Genomic DNA, 19,966 nt, shown 5'->3' with positions numbered 1-19,966 from the left:
GTATGGCTGCGCTACCGGATAAAGAAAAGTTGTTGCGTAATTTTCTGCGCTGCGCGAACTGGGAAGAGAAGTATCTGTATATCATTGAATTAGGTCAGCGTTTACCAGAATTAAATGCTGATGATCGCTGTGAGAAAAATAGTATTCAGGGCTGTCAGAGTCAGGTATGGATAACAATGCGTCAGAATGCTGACGGAATTATTGAATTACAGGGCGACAGTGATGCGGCAATTGTGAAAGGACTGATTGCTGTGGTATTCATTTTATATGATCGAATGACTGCCGAAGATATTGTGCGTTTTGATGTGCGTCCGTGGTTCGAGAAAATGGCACTGACGCAACATCTCACGCCATCGCGTTCACAGGGGCTGGAAGCGATGATTCGCGCTATTCGTACGCAAGCGGCAACTCTTAGCTAAACTGATAAAACACGTTATCCGGCAAACCTTGCAAGATAACGCTGAGCAGATTTATGCAATGACTCGTCGGCCGGATACCGCAGCAGCCGTTATCCGGCAATAACGCCAGGGGGGTGAGTGAGTATGAAACGCGCGTCTATTATTACTCTAATGCTAATTGGCGCTTACAGCGCTATACAGGCCGCCTGGGCGGTCGATTATCCTTTGCCTGCGGCGAACAGTCGTCTTGTCGGGCAGAATCAAACCTACACCGTGCAGGAAGGCGATAAAAACTTGCAGGCAATAGCCCGCCGCTTTGATACCGCCGCGATGCTGATCCTCGAAGCGAATAATACGATCGCCCCGGTACCCAGCCCCGGCACCCTGATTACGATTCCTTCGCAACTGCTGTTACCGGATGCGCCGCGCGAAGGTATTATTGTTAATCTGGCAGAATTGCGTCTGTATTATTTCCCGCCGGGAGAGAATATTGTTCAGGTATTCCCGATTGGCATTGGTTTACAGGGACTGGAGACCCCGGTGATGGAAACTCGGGTGGGACAGAAAATCCCTAACCCTACATGGACCCCAACACCAGGCATCCGTAAGCGTTCTCTAGAGCGCGGCATTACGCTACCCCCTGTAGTGCCCGCCGGGCCCAATAACCCGTTAGGACGCTTTGCGCTGCGTCTGGCGCATGGAAACGGTGAATACCTCATCCACGGCACCAGCGCACCCGATAGTGTAGGCCTGCGCGTCAGCTCTGGCTGTATCCGCATGAACGCGCCGGACATCAAAGCCCTGTTTGCTCAGGTCAGAACCGGCACGCCGGTCAGAGTGATTAATGAGCCGATAAAGTACGCCATCGAGCCTAACGGCATGCGTTATGTTGAAGTGCACCGACCATTGTCGCCAGAGGAAGAACAAAACGTACAGACCATGCCGTATGTACTGCCTGCCGGTTTTACCCAGTTTAAAGACAGTAAAGCCGTAGACCTGGGGCTGGTGGATCGGGCGCTGTATCGTCGGGCAGGTTATCCGGTTACCGTTACGGCCGGGCAGGCACCGATTGTGGCCAACGGGCCAGAGGTGAAGTCGGCACAGAATGGATTGCCAGAAGCAGGGGACGTGCGGACGATGCAGTAACAGGGAAGGAGGAATGAAGGGCAAAAAAAATGGCGCACAATGTGCGCCATTTCTATTACACAGATACTATTACTTACGGTATTTAGTAGCTGCGTTGTCCAGACGCTGGTTAGCGCGTGCTGCGTCATCTTTAGCAGCCTGAACGTCGGAACGCATTGCGTTCACGTCGTTGCTCAGCTGGTCAACTTTAGCGTTCAGAGTCTGAACGTCAGAAGACAGCTGATCGATTTTAGCATTGCTGGAGCAACCTGCCAGCAGAGTAGAACCCAGGATTACCGCGCCCAGTACCAGTTTAGTACGATTCATTATTAATACCCTCTAGATTGAGTTAATCTCCATGTAGCGTTACAAGTATTACACAAAGCTTTTTAGGTTGAGAATATTTTTTTGATGCGAATGCACTTATTTTTGATCGTTCGCTCAAAGAAGCATCGAATTGTGCAAAAACGGCTAAAAACCCGAGTGAAAACAGAAAGCTTCCATCGGATTCATCTTAGATAATCTCTAATTAGATAGTGAAATCCGATTTGATTTTTTATTAATAGTAGCTAACGCGGAAATAAAAAAAGCGCCGCAAGGGCGCTTTTTAGGCAAATTAATTCCCGATGGAATTATTACAGCACGTGAACAGATGCCGTGTTGGTGGTGCCGCTCGGTACCAGCGCACCGGAAACCATCACTACAACGTCACCTTTCTGTGCCAGGCCGCGCTCAACTAACTGCAGCGCAACTTCTTTACCCAGACGGTAGAAATCATCAGTAGAAGCGATTTCTTTCACCAGGTGCGGCACCACGCCTTTGCTGAGAACCAGCTGACGCGCAGTCACTTCGTTGGTGGTCAGCGCCAGAATGGTCGCGTTCGGGAAGTATTTACGTACGGCTTTAGCGGATTTACCACCCTGGGTCGCTACGACGATCAGCGGAGCTTCCAGTTTTTCAGCGGTTTCTACAGCACCACGGCAAACGGCTTCGGTAATACGCAGTTTGCGGTTGTCATGGCTGTTGTCCAGACGGCTGGTCATCACGCGGTCGGTACGTTCGCAGATGGTTGCCATGATAGAAACGGCTTCCAGCGGGTATTTACCTTTAGCGGATTCACCAGACAGCATGACTGCATCAGTACCGTCGAGGATGGCGTTTGCCACGTCACCGGCTTCAGCACGGGTCGGACGTGGGTTTTTGATCATGGAGTCCAGCATCTGAGTCGCGGTGATGACCACTTTACGTGCGCGTACGCATTTTTCGATCATCATCTTCTGCGCGAAGATAACTTCTTCAACCGGGATTTCTACGCCCAGATCGCCACGTGCAACCATGATGCCGTCAGACGCTTCGAGGATCTCGTCGAAGTTGTTCAGGCCTTCCTGGTTTTCGATTTTGGAGATGATCTGAATGTTTTCGCCGCCGTGCGCTTTCAGGTGTTCACGAATTTCAATGACGTCAGAACGTTTACGGATAAAGGACGCCGCAACGAAGTCAACGCCTTGCTCGCAACCGAAGATCAGGTCCTGTTTGTCTTTTTCAGCCAGTGCTGGCAGCGCGATAGAAACGCCCGGCAGGTTAACGCCTTTGTTTTCGCCCAGGTCGCCGTTGTTCAGCACTTTACAGATAACTTTGTTACCTTCGATTGCGGTAACTTCCATGCCGATCAGACCATCGTCAACCAGCACGGTGTTGCCAACGGACAGGTCATTGGTGAAGCCTTCATAAGTAACAGCAACGATTTCGTTGTTACCTACGACAGATTTGTCGGTGGTGAACGTGAAGGTCTGACCCGCTTTCAGAGAAACGTCGTTACCGCCTTCCAGTTTAATGGTACGGATTTCCGGACCTTTGGTGTCGAGCAGGATGGCCGCTTTCTTGCCGGTCTTGCTCATCACGTTGCGCAAGTTCTTAATGCGCTGACCGTGTTCTGCGTAATCGCCGTGGGAGAAGTTCAGACGCATGACGTTCATGCCCGCGTCCAGCATTTTGGTTAACATCTCTTCGGATTCGGTTTTCGGACCGATGGTGCAAACAATTTTCGTCTTTTTCATGACAGTCTTAGTCTTTAAGTTGAGAAGGATATGGAAATCTGGCTTCCGTCGCGCACGGATGGGAAGCTAAACCTGAGTTACGAAAGTTGTGATGCCTCGCTCTAAGGATAGGTGACATCGAAAGAGCGTGCAGAGGAATGTGTGCTTGCGTTTCAGCCCAACGGGTAGGAGAGTTTTGTAGTCGTTGAGTTTTACAGGTCAATGTGCTGAAACCATTCAAGAGACAATTGGCGCGCATTATACGCTGAAAATTATCTAAAAGGAAAATGGAAACGGTGTTTCAAAAGCGTTCTGTGCAGTTTCACGAAAAAATATTCACGAATTTGTTCATTGCTATGGATAAAGAGGTTGTCCGCAGCGGTGGTCTGTTGCGCAACAACACGAGGTTCTTCATTCCCGGCTCTTGCAAACGACAATAGTGCAAAACAGTTATTCCTTATAGTTATATCAAATTCTTTTTAATTCATATCAAAAGCCCATTTCCCTGATTACACTCGTTTGGACATCCATACTGCTAAACAGCCAAAAGCGTTAGCAGGATAACGATAAGCAGCAGCGGATACCCAAACGACATGATTGTCCTGAAAAATATTTCGAAAGTGTTTACGCCAGGCAGGCTTGCTATTACCGCTGTCGATAACGTCAACCTGACGGTTGAACAGGGGCAGATTTACGGAATTATTGGCTACAGCGGTGCCGGTAAGAGCACCCTGATTCGCCTGCTTAACGGCCTTGAACAGCCAACTTCCGGCAGCGTGACCGTCAATGGTCACAATATCTCCACGGCGCGCGGGGAATCGTTACGCCAGGCACGACTGAAAATTAGCATGGTGTTTCAGCACTTTAATCTGCTGTGGTCGCGGACCGTCAGCGAAAACATTGCCTTCTCAATGCAAATCGCCGGTGTACCAAAAGCAAAAATTAAAGCACGTGTGGCCGAACTGATTACATTGGTCGGGCTGGATGGTCGAGAAAACGCCTGGCCGTCGCAGCTCAGCGGTGGGCAAAAGCAGCGTGTCGGGATTGCTCGTGCGCTGGCGAACAACCCGGACGTGCTGTTGTGCGACGAAGCCACCTCCGCGCTGGATCCGCAAACCACCGATCAAATCCTGGATTTGCTGCTCGATATTAACCGGCGTTTCAAATTAACCATTGTGCTGATCACCCATGAGATGCACGTGGTGCGCAAAATTTGCGATCGCGTGGCGGTGATGGAGAACGGCAAAGTGGTTGAAGAGGGCGATGTGCTCAGCGTGTTTAGCCACCCGCAGCAGCCGATCACCCGTCAGTTTGTCCGTCAGGTAAGTCAATATGCCGAGGAAGATGAGTTTAATCCGCAACTGGCAAGCGAACTCGGCGGTGCGGTGATTAAGTTAACGTTTACCGGACAGCGTACCCATCGGCCTGTGGTCGGGGAGCTGACCCTGCGCTACGGCCTGCCGTTTAACATTTTGCACGGCAAGATGACGCAAACCGCCCATGGCGCGTTTGGTCAACTGTGGGTGCACGTGGTGGCCACTGAAGAACAACTCAACAATATTCTGGCCGATCTGCGCCACAGCGACGTTGACGGCGAGGTTATCCAACATGGCTGATTCCCTGTTTCCCCATCTGAAATGGGACCAACTGTTCGCGGCAACTCAGGAAACGCTCTACATGACCGTGCTTTCCGGTGTGGCGACCTTTGTACTGGGTATTGCGCTCGGACTGGCGCTATTTCTGACCGCGCGTGGCGGCCTGTATCAGAACCGCACGCTGTACAGCGCCATCTCGTTGATCGTGAATATTTTCCGCTCAATCCCGTTCATCATTTTGATCGTGCTGCTGATCCCGGTGACCAAAACGCTGGTAGGCACCATTCTTGGTGCCAACGCCGCGCTACCCGCGCTGATCGTGGGTGCCGCACCGTTCTATGCCCGTCTGGTCGAAATTGCCCTGCGTGAAGTAGATAAAGGCGTTATTGAAGCGAGCCGCTCCATGGGGGCACGTCTGAGTACGCTTATTTTTCGGGTTTTACTGCCGGAATCATCACCCGCTCTGGTGTCCGGTATCACCGTGACGCTGATTGCCCTGGTTAGCTACAGCGCAATGGCTGGTGTGATTGGTGCCGGTGGTTTAGGGAATTTGGCTTATCTGGAAGGATTCCAGCGCAACCACAGCGACGTTACGCTGGTGGCGACGGTGACCATTCTGGTTATTGTCTTCATCATCCAGTTTTGCGGCGATGTGATCACCTCTCTGTTAGATAAACGCTAATAAAATACGGAAACCATTATCATGAAAAAATCACTGACATTACTCGCCGCCGCCACCTTAAGCGCCCTGAGCTTTGCGTCGTGGGCAGATACGCTGACCGTGGGCGCGTCCAACGTGCCGCACGCTGAGATCCTCGAACAGGCGAAACCGATCCTGGCAAAGCAGGGGATCGAGCTGGAGATTAAACCGTTCCAGGACTACATTCTGCCAAACACCGCGCTGGCGGGGCGTGAGATTGACGCCAACTACTTCCAGCATATTCCGTACCTGAACAGCGTACTGAAGGATCATGCGGGTGATAAGACCTATGATTTCGTCAGCGCCGGGGCGATTCACATTGAGCCGATTGGTATCTATTCTAAAAAGGTAAAGTCGCTGAAGGACCTGCCGGAGGGCGGAAAGATCATCATGCGTGATGCGGTGTCCGAAGAAGGGCGCATTCTGTCGATTTTCGAAAAAGAGGGTGTGATTAAGCTCAAGCCAGGCGTTGATAAAGTCACCGCGCGCATCAGCGACATCGTTGAGAACCCGAAAAAGCTGAAGTTCCTGCCTAACGTTGAAGCGGCACTGTTGCCGCAGATGTATAACAACGATGAAGGCGATGCAGTGGTGATCAACGCCAACTACGCTATCGATGCCGGGCTGGATCCGGTGAAAGATCCGATTGCTGTCGAAAGCGGCGAAAACAACCCGTATGCCAACATCATTACCGTGCATCGCGGCGATGAGAAGAAAAAGGATATTGTGGCGCTGGTTGACGCACTGCACTCAAAAGAAATTCAGGACTGGATCCGCACCAAATATAAAGGCGCGGTGATCCCGGTAAATAACTGATCCACTTTCTGCCGGGTGGCGGCTTCGCCTTACCCGGCCTACAACGTCTGTAGGCCGGGTAAAACGCAGTAGCGTTGCCATCCGGCGCTAGAGTTGCACTCGCTCGATTCTCGCCGGTAGCCCTTGGCGCACAGACGCTCCTGAGACCCAGTCCAGCCAGGTATTGGCCACCTGACGCGTCGGGTCGGCAAAACCCAAATCGTTAATATTAATCCCCGATTTAATCTTTTCATCAAACGCCATCGGCTCTCCGTCAAGCGTATGCTGTGCCGCCCCCATTTCTTTATGTCCGTAGCCATGTTCAATTGCGATAACGCCCGGCATAACGCCGTTGAGCAGGCTGACCTGCGCTTGTGCGTGTCCACCCGGCGTGATGATGCGCACCGTGTCGCCGTGTGACACACCATAACGCGCGCCGTCCTGCGGGTTGAGCGCCACCAGATTCACAGGCTTGAGATGGTGAAGACGTGGGATCACCGCCGAGGCGCTGGACATGGTATTGGACTTAAAGGAGATCATCTTCAGTGGCCATTCCTGCTGCGGAAACAATTCGTCCACCGAACGCCCGTCGGACAGGCGGGAAGGATACCAGGCCGGACAGCCGCTGTAGCGCTCGCCGGTGATCGCATGGCGGTGTGCGGCGACATCCGCGTTCCAGATTTGCAGAGGTTTCTCCCACGCATTACCGACGCGGTTATCGGTGCGGCCACTCTTATCTGGCGCAAAACGACCACCGCGCGAGTAGACAAACGCCACGCGACGAACTTCGTCGGCTTTTAGCGTGTCGGTGATGACCGGCAGGATCCGCGTCACGCCGGTCAGCGAGATATCTTCCGGCGCGGCTTCGGCGACCGGCGCCTTACCCATAAACGCAATGTTGGCGGCCAGTCGCAGGTAGTAATCTTCCGCGCGGTTCAGCGGATAGTGATTGCCCTGCGGATCGGTAATGGCGTTATCGCCAAAGCCCGGCAGCCCAATGCGTTTTGCCACCGCGATGCAAAATGACTCCATGGATGCTGGTTGGCCGTCGGCGGTTTTGCTGGTGGCGGGTGCAACAATCGGCCAGCGGGCGGTGGTGGCCTTGCTCGCCACGCCTGCCCACGGGGCGCTGAATCCCCAGCTTTCGAAGTTGTGGGTATCCGGGACAATATAGTCCGCCAGCGCGGTGGTTTCGTTCATAAAAGCATCAATGGCAATAAATAGAGGCAGACGAGCCGGATCTTTGAGCTTTTCTTCCGCTACGCCACGCAGCCCTGCAATGCCGTAAAACGGGTTGGTCATGTTGGAGATCCAGGCTTTTAGCGGATACGGGTAGCCTTCGAGCGCCGAGACGAGTAATTCGGTCAACTGCCCGGCGACAAACGGATACCATGGGGCTTTCGCCGGGAAGGGCGATTGTCCGGCAGCCACTTTATTACGGTACTCTTCCGAGGATTCATAGGCGGTTTTACTGCGCGCGATGCTCAGGCCTTTCGGCTTCACCTTTCCGGCGAAACTGTCCATATTGTAGCGCGGTCCGTCAGTGGCACCGTTGAATTTACCGCCGCCCACAAAGACCCCGCCTTCGAGGCTGAGGTTGCCAATCAGCGCATTCAGCATCATCACCGCCCAGGCGTTGTAAAATCCGTTGCCTGCCATCATCCCGCCGTGGGTGATCACCGCCGCTTTACGCCCGTGACGGGTAAAGGCGTCCGCCAGCGCGCCTATTTTTGCCTCCGACACGCCGCACTGCTGGCTGTATTGCGCCAGTGACAGCTTTTCGGCAGACTCTTTCAGACGCTGGAATCCGCTTTTGACCGTCACGGTTTGCCCGTCGGCCAGCGTTACTTCGCGGGTCACGAACAGCTGTGCGCGTTGACAGCTGCTGGCTGCTACCATGTCACCGGTCTCGTTAACGACCAGCGGTTCGCCAGGCGCGTCGGTGTTCAGATGGGCGAGCGTGAGATGCTGTCCGGCAAGCGTTGGGATCTCATCGGTAATCACCAGATGCGTGGCGTTGGTCCAGCTTTTTTCTCCGGCCTGTTGCATGGCCTGGACACCAGGGATGGCGAGGTAATCGGCGTTGTAACGCTGCTTTTCGATGATCCAGCGGATCATTCCCATTGCCAGCGCCGAGTCGCTCCCCGGGTGCACAGGCTGCCAGTGACCGCGATCGTCAGCCAGTACTGTGGTTAATGGCAGGGCGGGTGCGACAACGACATACTCGAAATCATTGCGTAAGCGGGCGCTGGCGAGTTGGCGAGCCTGGCGCTTAAACGGGTTGCCGGACTGCGCCGGGGAGGTGCCCATAAATAACGCGAACTCAACGTTATCCCAGTCCGGTTTGACGTGGGTGTTTTTATCCAGATCGCCCATTAGCGCGCCGGAACCGGCCCGATACGCTAGCCCACAATACGCACCGTGCGCGCCGAAGTTTTTACTACCAAAACTGTTCAGTGCGAAACGGCGGATAAACGTATCGCGTCCCTCGTCGCTGGTATTGGTGACCAGCAGTTGATTGGATTTCGGGCCAAAGCCGGGGTGCTTAGCATCTAACGGGGTGATGGGGTCGTGGATGGCCCGCAGGCCGTCAATGTGACCTTCACCAAACAGGTCGCCGCCTTCCACCACCTCTTTGATGAGCTGTTCAAAGCTGATGCGCTGCCATTTACCTTCGCCACGTTTACCGACGCGCTTCATCGGCTCCAGAATTCGCAGCGGGCTGTACAGGCCTTCGAGCAGGGTTGCGCCCCGGGCGCAGGCGGTGGAACGCGCATCAAGACCGCTTTCGCCCGCCAGTTGTTCCATTGCCGTGGCAAACGGAACCGACGAATCAATGTGATGTTCATGCGACAGTGGGTGGTAGGGGTTGCCCGCAATGCGCAGAACTTTCCCCGCTTTGCTGTCGACGCGGACTCGCACACCGCACTGGGTCCAGCAGCCGAAGCACTGGGTCATGGCGATCACCTGCTGCGGATCCTGCTGCCAGCGCGGTTGGGCGTTGGCTTCGGGGATCAGCGCATTGCCGAAGATGCGATCGCGGGTGATTTTCCCCGAGGTGCCATCCAGCAAACCGTCAATCGCGCGCTTTGCCACATCCCGATAACTCAGGCCAAAGGTCACCATCCCGCCAACGGCGAGACCAACTTTAAGCCACTGACGACGGGTTAAATTAGCCATGTTGCATTCTCCTTGCGATCGCGTTGAGGCCTTCATGAACAATAATGAGTAGCGCAACCCACAGGCCAAAGGTGCCTACAATGGCCAGCCAGCCATCTGTGCCGCCGGGCAGGGAGTACGGATTAAATTGCGCGTTAAATTTGGGGATGGTCTGCACCTGAATCAGTATCGTCCAGCGCATCAGCCAGCACAGCGCCATGGCGCTGAAGGCCAGCGTAATGCGCAGCGGTAATGACGATGGGTGACGTAACACCCATCCGCAAAGTGCCAGTGAGACAGCCCACAGCACTACCCAGCCGATGGCGTAGTGCCGTGCAGACGCGGCGACATCCAGCCACTGGCGAATCGCCGACCCGGAAAGCGTATCGCCGCTCACCCACCACGCCATCACAATGGCCAGGGCGATCAACGTGACAATCTGCCCCCATGCCAGTTTGCGCGGTAGTGTGCTGTCGCGGTTTATGCTGGCGATAAGCAGGGCGAAGAAGGTTTGCAGCGCGCTGAGGAACATCGCCAGCGGGAAGGCATAGCTGAACCAGATGGGACGCGCCTGCACGACGGAGACTTCGCGGCCGGTATACACCAATAATCCAATGGCTGAGAGCGCGCTGCCCACAGCTAGCCATTTAGTGACGCTGTAACTTTTATGCGTAAACCGTTTGACCTGCTGCGCCAGAAACCACAGCCCGAGAAACCCGGTGAACAACGGTAAAAACAGTGCCCCCCACGGCATCCATGACCACGGTGTCGGATAGGCATAGAAATGCCAGACGCGCGCGGTCTGGTGCAGATCCGCGGTCAGCGCCAGCGGGGCGGTGATGGCACAGGTCAGGGCGATCAGCAGCGTCAGGTTTTCTAGCTGCGGCTGCGCTTTTTTACGCCAGTGGAGCACGCAGGCGAACAGCGCCGCGCAGGCGGCAATGCCAATGAAAAAGAAATACTGTACCGCCCAGGGCAACCAGCTTATTTCCTGCGGATGGGCCAGCACCTCTTCGATAATCAGTGAATGGGTCATTTAAACCTCCTGCCACAGAGCGGGTTGAGCACGTCCCATCAACGGGGTGACGAAGGCGTCATCTAGCCCCAGATAGAACACGTGAGGCGAGGTGCCGCTTTCCGGTTTCAGGACTTTGATGGTGTCATGGTGTTCGTGCAGCATGCGTGAAATCCGGCTGTGCGGATCGTTGATGTCGCCAATGATGCGCGCGCCGCCCACACAGGACTCCACGCAGGCCGGGAGCAGCCCGGCTTCCAGGCGGTGCACGCAAAATGTGCATTTGTCGGCGGTCTGCGTTTCATGGTTAATAAACCGAGCATCGTATGGGCAGGCTTGCACGCAGTAGGCGCAGCCCACACAGCGCGTATTGTCGACCACTACAATGCCATCTTCGCGCTGAAAGGTGGCCTGCACGGGACAAACGGGCACACAAGGTGGGTTATCGCAATGGTTACACAGGCGCGGCAGCAGCACGTTGGTGACGCTTTGCTGACCCTCAACCTGTACCTGATACTGGTTGACGTTGGTACGAAACGCGCCCTGAGGCGTCTGGTTTTCAATGGCGCAACTGACGGTACAGGCCTGACAGCCGATACACCGCCGCAGATCAATCAACATGGCGTAGCGATGCTGGCGCGACCCCTCGTGGCGTTCTGACGAGAAGGGAAACTCGGCCTGAGCCAGGGGAACCAGGGATGCGCCTGCGGTCAGAACGCCCAGTTGCTGGAGAAACTGCCGTTTACTGCTGTCCATATTTTCTCCCGTCACAATGCAACAACGAAACATTGGTCACGCCGTTGGTTTGCGTGTGATGAATAAAGAATCTTGATGATTTACAGTGTAAAAATCGTGGCGGGGGGTACTCTATTGTGGTTAACCACATACCCGGCTTGTTGTTGATCTAAAACAACATAAATGACAGGGATAATGGCGTGAGATGTAAAGTAGTACATTGCCTGACGGTGCTGGCAGCGTTGTGGATGCTGAGCGGAGCGGCCTGGGCGCAGACATGGAACATTGGCGTCTTAGCCATGCGTGGGGAGGTCACCACACGTAATCACTGGCAGCCGCTGGAAACCCTGCTGAATCAGCAAATCGCCGGTGAACGGTTTCATATTCAACCGCTGGACCTGCACCAGATGCAAGATGCCGTGAACCGGGGAACCGTGCAGTTTGTGGTAACCAATCCGGCGCAGTTTGTGCAGTTAAACAACCGCGCAGCGCTACGCTGGCTGGCATCCTTACGCTCCACCCGCGGCGGAAAAGCGACCAGCAATGTGATTGGTAGTGCGATCCTGGTCAGGCGTGACGGAGAGATCGCGTCGGCACACGATCTGATCGGCAAAACGGTTGGGGCGATCGATGCCCAGGCATTTGGCGGCTATTTGCTGGGTTATAAAGCGCTTATCGATGCGGGATTGCGCCCGGAGCGCGATTTGCGCCTGAGGTTCACGGGTTTTCCTGCCGATGCGTTAGTGTATTTATTGCGTGAGAAAGCCGTTCAGGCCGTGATTGTGCCGGTGTGTCTGCTGGAAAAAATGGATGAAGAAGGGCTGATCCATAAAGCCGATTTTAAGGTGGTGCTCAACCATCCGACGTCGATTCCCTGCCTGAGCAGCACGCCGCTTTATCCTGACTGGTCCTTCGCCGCACTGCCAGCAGTGAGTGATGAACTTGCCGATCGCTTCACCCGGGTTCTGTTTAATGCACCACAAGATGCGCCTTTTCGCTGGGGAGCTCCCGCCTCGACCCGCGAGGTCGAAACGTTACTACGTGACGTTCGTCAGCACCCGCAGCAGCGTCAACTGTGGCTGGATATCAAAAGCTGGTTTATCCAGCATCAACTGGTAATGGGGGCAGCAGCGGTAGTTCTGCTGTTGCTCACACTCAACTACATCTGGGTGATGCTGTTGGTCCGTCGTCGCGGCAGGCTGCTGGAGCGTAACAATGTGCTGTTGCGCAAGCAGGAGCAGGCACTGGAAACCGCGCGTCAGATGAGCGTCCTCGGCGAGATGACGTCCGGGTTTGCCCATGAACTTAACCAGCCGCTCTCGGCTATCCGTCACTATGCGCAAGGCTGCCTGATTCGCCTGCGCGGTCAGGATCAACAGCATCCGCTGTTACCTGCGCTTGAACAGATAGATGCTCAGGCACAGCGGGGGGCCGATACGTTGCGCAATCTGCGTCTGTGGGCCAGCCAGGCCCAGGGCAATCCAGTAATGACGGATGACTGGCAGGCGATCAACATCCGTGATGCTGTCCACCACGTGTGGCAATTATTGCGTATGACACAGCAATTCCCTGACGTCACGTTGCAAACGACGGTCAGCGCAAACTTAACGCTGACGCTGCCCAGCGTTCTGCTGGAACAAGTACTGGCAAATCTGGTGCTTAACGCCGCTCAGGCAGGGGCCAGCACGGTGTGGTTTACCGCTCAACATGAGGACGACGGTATCAGCATACAGGTACAGGATAACGCCGGGGGAATCGATGAAACTCAGCTTTATCAAGCGTTCCAACCGTTTATGACTACCCGCAAAGAAGGAATGGGGCTGGGATTGGTCATATGCCAACGCCTGGTTCGCTATGCCGGCGGCGAGATTAGCATCAACAATCAACAGGCTCCAGATGGTCGGGCGGGTGTCGCGGTAAGATTACATTTTAAGCCAACACAGAAAGGGGGCGATTGTGGCGATCATTCATCTGCTGGATGACGATGTAGCCGTCACCCAGGCCTGCGCATTTTTACTGGAAAGTCTGGGATACGAGGTCCGGTGCTGGCAGCACGGAGAAACCTTCCTGGCCGAGGTCAATCTGCATCAGGTCGGGGTTGTATTGCTGGATATGCGTATGCCGGGACTGGATGGACAAGGTGTACATGACGAGATGCTACGGCGCGGCAGCACGCTGGCGGTGGTCTTTCTTACCGGGCATGGCGATGTACCGATGGCGGTCGCGCAAATGAAACGTGGAGCGGTCGATTTTCTGCAAAAGCCGGTTTCTGCCGGACCACTTCAGGTCGCGTTGGAACATGCTCTGCAGGTTTCCATTACGGCATGCACGCGCCATGAGATTGTCGCTTGCTACCAACAGCTTACCCCAAAGGAACGCCAACTGGCCGGTCTGGTGGCACAAGGGTTGATGAACCGGGAAATCGCAGATGCAATGAATATTGCGGTCCGTACCGTTGAGGTTCACCGGGCAAGAGTGATGGAAAAAATGCAGGCGGGGAGCCTGGCTGAGCTGGTTCACCGACTCCAGCAGGTTCTGTAGATTCATGACAGTTATTTGATTTTCATTGATTTTTTGTCTAATAAGCCAGACTGATATATGCTGTTGGTTTGAGCTAATGACGAGCAGGCAAATATGGGTAATCAGACCAAAGATGACGAACTGTACCGCGAGATGTGCAGAGTTGTTGGTAAAGTAGTACTGGAAATGCGCGATCTGGGACAAGAGCCTAAGCATATCGTCATTGCCGGTGTACTGAGAACCACCCTCGCCAATCAGCGTGTGCAACGCAGTGAGTTAGAAAAACAGGCCATGGAGACGGTGATTAAAGCGTTAGCCGGTTAATCCTGAAAAGGGCGGTGGAGAAAGGCTACCGCCCTGTAATTCTGCCACGGTATTCTATCAATATATATAATTCATCTTTGAAAATAAAAAGTGCAGAAAAATGTATTTGTCGTTATGTATTATATTATATATCGATTAAAACAAACGCTTATATTTGGAGGTGTAATCACAAATATTTGTAATGCAGATGAAATACTATTTCAACCTGCCTTAATGATAATAAATATCACTCCGCATTAATTATTCTCCTTCCCGTTTTTACTTGATAACGATCAAGGTTACAGGCTATGAATAACCACATTATTTATCCGCCTAACCCTAAAGGGTTATTCCTGTCTTGAGGGTAAAGATTCACTCCGTTTAACCACCGTCATTGATGCGATCAGGTTAGGGCAAAAATATCACGTGTTGTCGGCAACATCAGTGGCCCGATTTGGCCTGCCCGGCGCGTATAAACATGAGCACTGGATGTGTTGCTGCTACAGCGTTTGCGAAGAGGATGCGAAATAAATGAACCAGGTTGATCGTCCATTTTTAGATTGTGGTTTAACGCGACTTGAATTTCTACGGATATCAGGAAAAGGTCTGGCAGGGTTAACCATTGCCCCCGCACTGTTATCACTTTTTGGCTGTAAGCAGGAAGATGTCGATAGCGGCACTGTCGGGCTGATTAACACGCCGAAAGGAGTGCTGGTGACGCAACGTGCACGCTGCACAGGATGCCACCGCTGCGAAATTTCCTGTACGAATTATAACGATGGCGCCGTTGGCACCTTCTTTTCCCGTATCAAAATCCATCGCAACTTTTTCTTTGGTGACAACGGTGTCGGTTCCGGTGGCGGACTATACGGCGATTTAAACTACACCGCCGATACCTGCCGCCAGTGCAAAGATCCGCAATGTATGGCTGTCTGCCCGATAGGCGCAATTACCTGGAAACAGGAAGACGGTTGTATTGCGGTGGATCACAAGCGCTGTATTGGCTGTAGCGCGTGTACCACGGCCTGTCCCTGGATGATGGCGACCGTGAATACCGAAACTAAAAAATCCTCGAAATGTGTGTTGTGTGGGGAATGCGCCAATGCTTGTCCGACTGGAGCATTAAAAATTATCGAATGGAAAGAGATTACCGTTTGATGGATCGCAGGCTTGCCTGATACGCGTCATTAATTGCCAAAAAATTGCCGCTATGTACGGAAATGCGGCCAGCAAAATGACGGGTATATCTATTAAACCTTCTAGCAAAGGAAAACATGATGGCTAATGGTTGGACAGGTAATATTTTACGGGTCAATCTCACGACGGGTAATATCACCGTGGAAGATTCCAGTAAATTTAAAAAATTTGTCGGTGGGATGGGCTTTGGTTATAAAATTATGTACGACGAAGTCCCGCCAGGCACAAAACCTTTTGATGAAGGGAATAAACTGGTTTTCGCCACCGGTCCCCTCACTGGCTCGGGCGCACCCTGCAGTTCACGCGTCAATATCACCTCATTATCAACCTTTACCAAAGGTAATTTAGTCGTTGATGCCCATATGGGCGGCTTCTTTGCGGCACAAATGAAATTTGCCGGCTATGACGCGATTGTGATTGAAGGTAAGGCGGCATCGCCTGTCTGGATCAATATCAAAGACGACAAAGTCAGCATCGAAAAAGCCGACTTCCTGTGGGGCAAGGGTACACGCGCTACGACCGAAGAAATTTGTCGCATCACCAGCCCGGAAACCTGCGTCACCGCCATCGGTCAGGCGGGAGAAAATCTGGTACCTCTGTCCTGTATGATCAACAGCCGCAACCACAGCGGCGGTGCTGGCACCGGTGCGGTGATGGGCTCGAAGAACCTGAAGGCCATTGCGGTTGAAGGCACAAAAGGGGTCAACATCGCCGATCGCAAAGAGATGAAGCGGCTGAACGATTACATGATGACCGAGCTTATCGGCGCTAACAACAACCATGTGGTGCCGAGCACGCCACAGGCGTGGGCTGAATATTCATCGCCAAACTCACGCTGGACGGCGCGTAAAGGGCTGTTCTGGGGCGCGGCGGAAGGCGGCCCGATTGAAACGGGGGAAATCCCGCCAGGCAACCAAAATACCGTCGGCTTTCGTACCTACAAGTCGGTGTTCGATCTCGGACCGGCCGCAGAAAAATACACGGTCAAAATGAGCGGCTGTCACTCATGCCCGATTCGCTGTATGACCCAGCTCAACGTCCCGCGTGTTAAAGATTTTGGTGTACCGAGTACCGGTGGTAACACCTGCGTGGCGAACTTCGTGCACACCACGATTTTCCCGAACGGCCCGAAAGATTTTGACGAGAAAGATGATGGCCGCGTGGTGGGGAATCTGGTTGGCCTGAACCTGTTCGACGACTACGGTATCTGGTGTAACTACGGGCAATTGCACCGTGATTTTACCTACTGCTACGCCAAAGGCGTTTTTAAACGCGTGCTGCCGGCTGAAGAGTATGCCGAGATCCGTTGGGATCAGCTGGAAGCGGGCGATCCTAATTTTATTAAAGATTTCTACTACCGCCTGGCGCATCGCGTCGGCGAACTCAGCCACCTTGCAGATGGGTCATATGCCATTGCCGAACGCTGGAATTTAGGCGACGAGTACTGGGGCTATGCCAAAAACAAATTGTGGTCGCCGTTTGGTTTTCCTGTTCACCATGCTAACGAGGCCTCGGCACAGGTGGGGGCGATCACCAACTGCATGTTTAACCGTGACTGCATGGCGCACACCCACATCAACTTTATCGGCTCTGGTTTGCCGTTGAAATTACAGCGTGAAGTGGCGGGTGAGTTGTTTGGCTCACAGGATGCCTACGACGAAACAAAAAACTACACCCCAATCAACGCCGCCAAAATTAAATATGCCAAATGGACGCTGCTGAAGGTCTGTCTCCATAACGCCGTCACGCTGTGCAACTGGGTCTGGCCGATGACGGTGTCGCCGTTGAAGAGTCGAAACTATCGTGGGGATCTGGATCTGGAAGCGAAATTCTTCCAGGCGGTAACCGGTGATGAAACAACGCAGGCAAGCCTGGATCTCGCCGCCGAGCGTATTTTTACGTTGCACCGTGCCTATACAGTGAAACTGATGCAAACCAAAGATATGCGCAATGAGCACGATCTTATCTGCTCTTGGGTCTTCGACAAAGATCCTAAGATCCCGGTGTTTACCGAAGGGACCGACAAAATGGATCGGGAAGATATGCGCCAGTCATTGACGATGTTCTATCAGGAAATGGGCTGGGACCCGGAACTCGGCTGCCCAACGCGTGAAACCCTGAATCGCCTCGGTCTTGAGGATGTGGCAGCCGATCTGGCTGCGCAGAATCTGCTGCCGGCGTAAGGAACGCGAGATGACTAACGTGAGCGACGTTCTGGTCGCCGATGAGGAAGCGTGTATAGCGCTTCCTGATGAGGTGGATAGCCAAAAACGACAGTGGCTACAGGCGTTACACCCGGCCGTAGAGCACAGCAACACGCCGCAGGTCGAAGAGCCGGTGACGGCGGAGTCAATAATGGCGGATTTTATCCGCCAGCACTCTACGTCGGGCCAGTTGGTGGCGCGCGGTGTGTTTTTGCAGCCACCTTATTCAATGCCTGAAACAGACCTTACGCTGCTGCTGGACGCCATGCATGAGCAGGCGGGAAGTGCGGATATTACCTGCGTGCAGGGTGCGGAAGATGTGTATTTCTACTCGACGCAGACCATGACGGCTAACTATGCCGACATGTGCGTGCAGGTGGTGGAAAACGATATCTGCCGGGCGATCGCCGAGGCGGTGCGCTTTGACTGCCGAACGTATCCTCGCCCGTATAAGGTCGCCATGCTCGGACAGTCGCCGTATCACTTTGCACCTCAACAGATAGCCGCGGCGCTGACTGCCATGGAAACGCACCCGGATTACGCAGATATACGCGTTGTGGAAGCGTCGAATGCGGAACCTTATCTGTTTAGCGAGCGCTTTATGCGCTACGGCAAGGCGTACGGCCTGTGTGAATGGCTTGAGGTTGAGCAGTACCAGAACCCCTGAATTGATCAGGTAAATGTCATGGAACGTGTGGACGATCACTGTCACAGCATTAGAGGATAACCCGATGTCCTTCACCCGACGAAAATTTGTCATTGGCATGGGGACGGTGATTTTTTTCACCGGCCCAGGCCAAACCTTGTTAGCAAGTGCCAAAAATACGCAAGCGGTTCGTTATGTCATGATTCATGATGAGTCATTGTGCAACGGCTGTAATATTTGTGCCCGAGCGTGCAGAAAAACCAACCATGTTCCAGCCCAGGGTAGCCGTTTGTCGATTGCCCATATTCCGGTGTCGGATAACGACAACGAAACCCTGTATCACTATTTCCGCCAGTCCTGCCAGCATTGTGACGATGCGCCCTGTATTGAGGTGTGTCCGACCGGTGCTTCCTGGCGCGATGAGAATGGGATTGTGCGGGTTGACGCCGCGCGTTGCATTGGCTGTAGCTACTGCATAGGGGCCTGTCCTTATCAGGTTCGCTATCTTAATCCGCAAACCAAAGTGGCCGACAAATGTGACTTCTGCGCCGAGTCACGTCTGGCAAAAGGCTTCCCGCCTATCTGCGTGAATGCGTGCCCGGAACATGCGCTGATATTTGGGCGCGAAGATAGTCCGCAGGTTCAGGCCTGGCTGCGCGAAAACAAGTTTTACGAGTATCAGCTGGCAGGCGCCGGGAAACCCCATCTGTATCGTCGGTTCGGTCAACATTTGATTAAAAAGGATAATGTATGAACGCGTCGCAGAATGCCGAACAGTTTCATGCGCAACTTGCGCAGTACGTCCCCTTGTTTAAGCCCGACTACTGGCCCGTCTGGCTGGTGGCTGCCGGGTTAATGCTGGTGGGGATGTGGCTGGTGCTGGCGCTACACGCCATGTTGCGCTTTCGCTCTGCCAATAAAGCGTCAGCCGGGCACGGTGAGAAAGTTTATCTGTACTCTAAGGCGGTCCGCCTGTGGCACTGGTCGAATGCGCTGCTGTTTTTACTGCTGCTGGGCAGTGGCCTGCTCAACCACTTTTCTGCCGTCAGCGCCCCGGTAATGAAAAGCCTGCATGCTGTGCACGAAATCTGTGGCTTCTTGCTGCTGGCGTGCTGGATTGGCTTTGTGCTGATCAACCTGATCGGTGGCAACGGGCATCACTATATGATTAAACGCCAGGGCTGGATTGGGCGGGCGCAACGACAGACGCGGTTTTATCTGTTTGGCATTATGCAGGGTGAGGCACACCCGTTCCCGGCATCCACGCGGTCTAAGTTCAACCCGTTACAGCAGGCGGCCTATGTCGGCGTAATGTACGGACTGTTACCGCTGTTGCTGATTTCTGGTTTGCTGTCGCTGTATCCGCAAGCGGTGGGCGATCTGTTCCCGGGTGTGCGTTACTGGTTGCTGCAGGCGCACTTTGCGCTGGCGATAGTGAGTCTGTTTTTCATTTTTGGACATCTTTATCTCTGCACCACGGGACGCACACCGGGCGAAACCTTCAGGTGCATGGTGGATGGCTATCATCGGCATTAAGC

The 19,966-nt window shown here is 53.7% G+C and carries 18 protein-coding genes; 13 read left to right on the top strand and 5 right to left on the bottom strand.

Annotated elements, in window-relative coordinates; translation table 11 throughout:
• The first annotated feature begins 2 nt into the window (after positions 1-2).
• A complete protein-coding gene (gene sufE, locus IB214_RS12955; protein ID WP_115258627.1) occupies positions 3-419 on the top strand; it encodes a cysteine desulfuration protein SufE in 417 nt (138 codons plus the stop codon).
• A gap of 123 nt (positions 420-542) precedes the next feature.
• On the top strand, positions 543-1,544 hold the full coding sequence (locus IB214_RS12950) for a L,D-transpeptidase family protein (protein ID WP_115258626.1): 1,002 nt from the start codon (positions 543-545) through the stop codon (positions 1,542-1,544).
• Positions 1,545-1,613: 69 nt separating this feature from the next.
• On the opposite strand, the gene lpp is transcribed toward IB214_RS12950, so the two are convergent.
• Entirely contained in the window at positions 1,614-1,850 is a 237-nt protein-coding gene (lpp, locus tag IB214_RS12945; protein ID WP_003029373.1) for a murein lipoprotein Lpp, read from the bottom strand.
• A 308-nt stretch (positions 1,851-2,158) separates the two neighbouring features.
• A complete protein-coding gene (gene pykF, locus IB214_RS12940; RefSeq protein WP_096757211.1) occupies positions 2,159-3,580 on the bottom strand; it encodes a pyruvate kinase PykF in 1,422 nt (473 codons plus the stop codon).
• Positions 3,581-4,152: 572 nt separating this feature from the next.
• Between pykF and IB214_RS12935 the strand changes: the two genes are divergently transcribed.
• Genes IB214_RS12935 through IB214_RS12925 form a run of 3 tightly spaced genes read left to right on the top strand, consistent with a single transcriptional unit; the run spans position 4,153 to position 6,670 of the window.
• A complete protein-coding gene (locus IB214_RS12935; RefSeq protein WP_117343025.1) occupies positions 4,153-5,175 on the top strand; it encodes an ATP-binding cassette domain-containing protein in 1,023 nt (340 codons plus the stop codon).
• Positions 5,168-5,836: a methionine ABC transporter permease gene (locus IB214_RS12930; protein WP_117343026.1), complete on the top strand. Its 669-nt coding sequence runs from the start codon at positions 5,168-5,170 to the stop codon at positions 5,834-5,836. The genes IB214_RS12935 and IB214_RS12930 overlap by 8 nt, the downstream gene beginning before the upstream one ends.
• 21 nt (positions 5,837-5,857) lie before the next feature.
• A complete protein-coding gene (locus tag IB214_RS12925) occupies positions 5,858-6,670 on the top strand; it encodes a MetQ/NlpA family ABC transporter substrate-binding protein (protein WP_096757208.1) in 813 nt (270 codons plus the stop codon).
• Positions 6,671-6,757: 87 nt separating this feature from the next.
• On the opposite strand, the gene ttrA is transcribed toward IB214_RS12925, so the two are convergent.
• Genes ttrA through ttrB form a run of 3 tightly spaced genes read right to left on the bottom strand, consistent with a single transcriptional unit; the run spans position 6,758 to position 11,579 of the window.
• Complete coding sequence (gene ttrA / locus IB214_RS12920) at positions 6,758-9,829, bottom strand: tetrathionate reductase subunit TtrA (protein WP_115258624.1); 3,072 nt, start codon at positions 9,827-9,829, stop codon at positions 6,758-6,760.
• Positions 9,822-10,844 (bottom strand): tetrathionate reductase subunit TtrC, encoded by a 1,023-nt coding sequence (gene ttrC / locus IB214_RS12915; protein ID WP_117343027.1) that lies wholly within the window; start codon positions 10,842-10,844, stop codon positions 9,822-9,824. Before ttrC ends, ttrA begins: the two co-directional genes overlap by 8 nt.
• Positions 10,845-11,579, bottom strand: a complete 735-nt coding sequence (gene ttrB, locus IB214_RS12910; protein ID WP_161959032.1) for a tetrathionate reductase subunit TtrB — start codon at positions 11,577-11,579, stop codon at positions 10,845-10,847. It abuts the gene before it with no gap.
• A 179-nt stretch (positions 11,580-11,758) separates the two neighbouring features.
• On the opposite strand from ttrB, the gene ttrS reads away from it, so the two are divergent.
• The 8 genes from ttrS (at position 11,759) to phsC (ending at position 19,964) form a co-directional block, all read left to right on the top strand.
• Entirely contained in the window at positions 11,759-13,540 is a 1,782-nt protein-coding gene (gene ttrS, locus IB214_RS12905; RefSeq protein ID WP_117343028.1) for a tetrathionate respiration histidine kinase TtrS, read from the top strand.
• Complete coding sequence (ttrR, locus tag IB214_RS12900) at positions 13,515-14,099, top strand: tetrathionate respiration response regulator TtrR (RefSeq protein ID WP_115258621.1); 585 nt, start codon at positions 13,515-13,517, stop codon at positions 14,097-14,099. Before ttrS ends, ttrR begins: the two co-directional genes overlap by 26 nt.
• 93 nt (positions 14,100-14,192) lie before the next feature.
• Entirely contained in the window at positions 14,193-14,402 is a 210-nt protein-coding gene (gene fumD, locus IB214_RS12895; RefSeq protein ID WP_096757203.1) for a fumarate hydratase FumD, read from the top strand.
• Between the two features lie 510 nt (positions 14,403-14,912).
• Positions 14,913-15,539 carry a ferredoxin-like protein gene (locus IB214_RS12890; RefSeq protein ID WP_096757202.1) on the top strand — a complete coding sequence of 209 codons (627 nt, stop codon included), beginning with the start codon at positions 14,913-14,915 and terminating at the stop codon, positions 15,537-15,539.
• Positions 15,540-15,658: 119 nt separating this feature from the next.
• Positions 15,659-17,761 carry an aldehyde ferredoxin oxidoreductase gene (locus IB214_RS12885; RefSeq protein WP_115258620.1) on the top strand — a complete coding sequence of 701 codons (2,103 nt, stop codon included), beginning with the start codon at positions 15,659-15,661 and terminating at the stop codon, positions 17,759-17,761.
• Positions 17,762-17,771: 10 nt separating this feature from the next.
• The gene (locus IB214_RS12880) at positions 17,772-18,449 is read left to right on the top strand and encodes a YdhW family putative oxidoreductase system protein (protein WP_115258619.1); all 678 of its coding nucleotides are present in this window, start codon (positions 17,772-17,774) and stop codon (positions 18,447-18,449) included.
• 64 nt (positions 18,450-18,513) lie between these two features.
• Positions 18,514-19,182, top strand: a complete 669-nt coding sequence (locus IB214_RS12875) for a 4Fe-4S dicluster domain-containing protein (RefSeq protein WP_117343029.1) — start codon at positions 18,514-18,516, stop codon at positions 19,180-19,182.
• A complete protein-coding gene (gene phsC / locus IB214_RS12870) occupies positions 19,179-19,964 on the top strand; it encodes a thiosulfate reductase cytochrome B subunit (protein WP_117343030.1) in 786 nt (261 codons plus the stop codon). Before IB214_RS12875 ends, phsC begins: the two co-directional genes overlap by 4 nt.
• The last annotated feature ends 2 nt before the right edge of the window (positions 19,965-19,966 follow it).

Origin of the sequence: Citrobacter sp. C1 (assembly GCF_014596895.2) — a bacterium.
GTDB lineage: Bacteria > Pseudomonadota > Gammaproteobacteria > Enterobacterales > Enterobacteriaceae > Citrobacter > Citrobacter gillenii.
The sequence above is the reverse complement of the archived record's forward strand: the minus strand, read 5'-3'. Positions and strand labels throughout refer to the sequence as shown.

Excerpts from the sequence above, each read along its gene's own strand:
- sufE (WP_115258627.1), top strand. The coding sequence starts at position 3 with ATGGCTGCGCTACCGGATAAAGAAAAGTTGTTGCGTAATTTTCTGCGC.
- IB214_RS12950 (WP_115258626.1), top strand. The coding sequence starts at position 543 with ATGAAACGCGCGTCTATTATTACTCTAATGCTAATTGGCGCTTACAGC.
- lpp (WP_003029373.1), bottom strand. The coding sequence starts at position 1,850 with ATGAATCGTACTAAACTGGTACTGGGCGCGGTAATCCTGGGTTCTACT.
- pykF (WP_096757211.1), bottom strand. The coding sequence starts at position 3,580 with ATGAAAAAGACGAAAATTGTTTGCACCATCGGTCCGAAAACCGAATCC.
- IB214_RS12935 (WP_117343025.1), top strand. The coding sequence starts at position 4,153 with ATGATTGTCCTGAAAAATATTTCGAAAGTGTTTACGCCAGGCAGGCTT.
- IB214_RS12930 (WP_117343026.1), top strand. The coding sequence starts at position 5,168 with ATGGCTGATTCCCTGTTTCCCCATCTGAAATGGGACCAACTGTTCGCG.
- IB214_RS12925 (WP_096757208.1), top strand. The coding sequence starts at position 5,858 with ATGAAAAAATCACTGACATTACTCGCCGCCGCCACCTTAAGCGCCCTG.
- ttrA (WP_115258624.1), bottom strand. The coding sequence starts at position 9,829 with ATGGCTAATTTAACCCGTCGTCAGTGGCTTAAAGTTGGTCTCGCCGTT.
- ttrC (WP_117343027.1), bottom strand. The coding sequence starts at position 10,844 with ATGACCCATTCACTGATTATCGAAGAGGTGCTGGCCCATCCGCAGGAA.
- ttrB (WP_161959032.1), bottom strand. The coding sequence starts at position 11,579 with ATGGACAGCAGTAAACGGCAGTTTCTCCAGCAACTGGGCGTTCTGACC.
- fumD (WP_096757203.1), top strand. The coding sequence starts at position 14,193 with ATGGGTAATCAGACCAAAGATGACGAACTGTACCGCGAGATGTGCAGA.
- IB214_RS12890 (WP_096757202.1), top strand. The coding sequence starts at position 14,913 with ATGAACCAGGTTGATCGTCCATTTTTAGATTGTGGTTTAACGCGACTT.
- IB214_RS12885 (WP_115258620.1), top strand. The coding sequence starts at position 15,659 with ATGGCTAATGGTTGGACAGGTAATATTTTACGGGTCAATCTCACGACG.
- IB214_RS12880 (WP_115258619.1), top strand. The coding sequence starts at position 17,772 with ATGACTAACGTGAGCGACGTTCTGGTCGCCGATGAGGAAGCGTGTATA.
- IB214_RS12875 (WP_117343029.1), top strand. The coding sequence starts at position 18,514 with ATGTCCTTCACCCGACGAAAATTTGTCATTGGCATGGGGACGGTGATT.
- phsC (WP_117343030.1), top strand. The coding sequence starts at position 19,179 with ATGAACGCGTCGCAGAATGCCGAACAGTTTCATGCGCAACTTGCGCAG.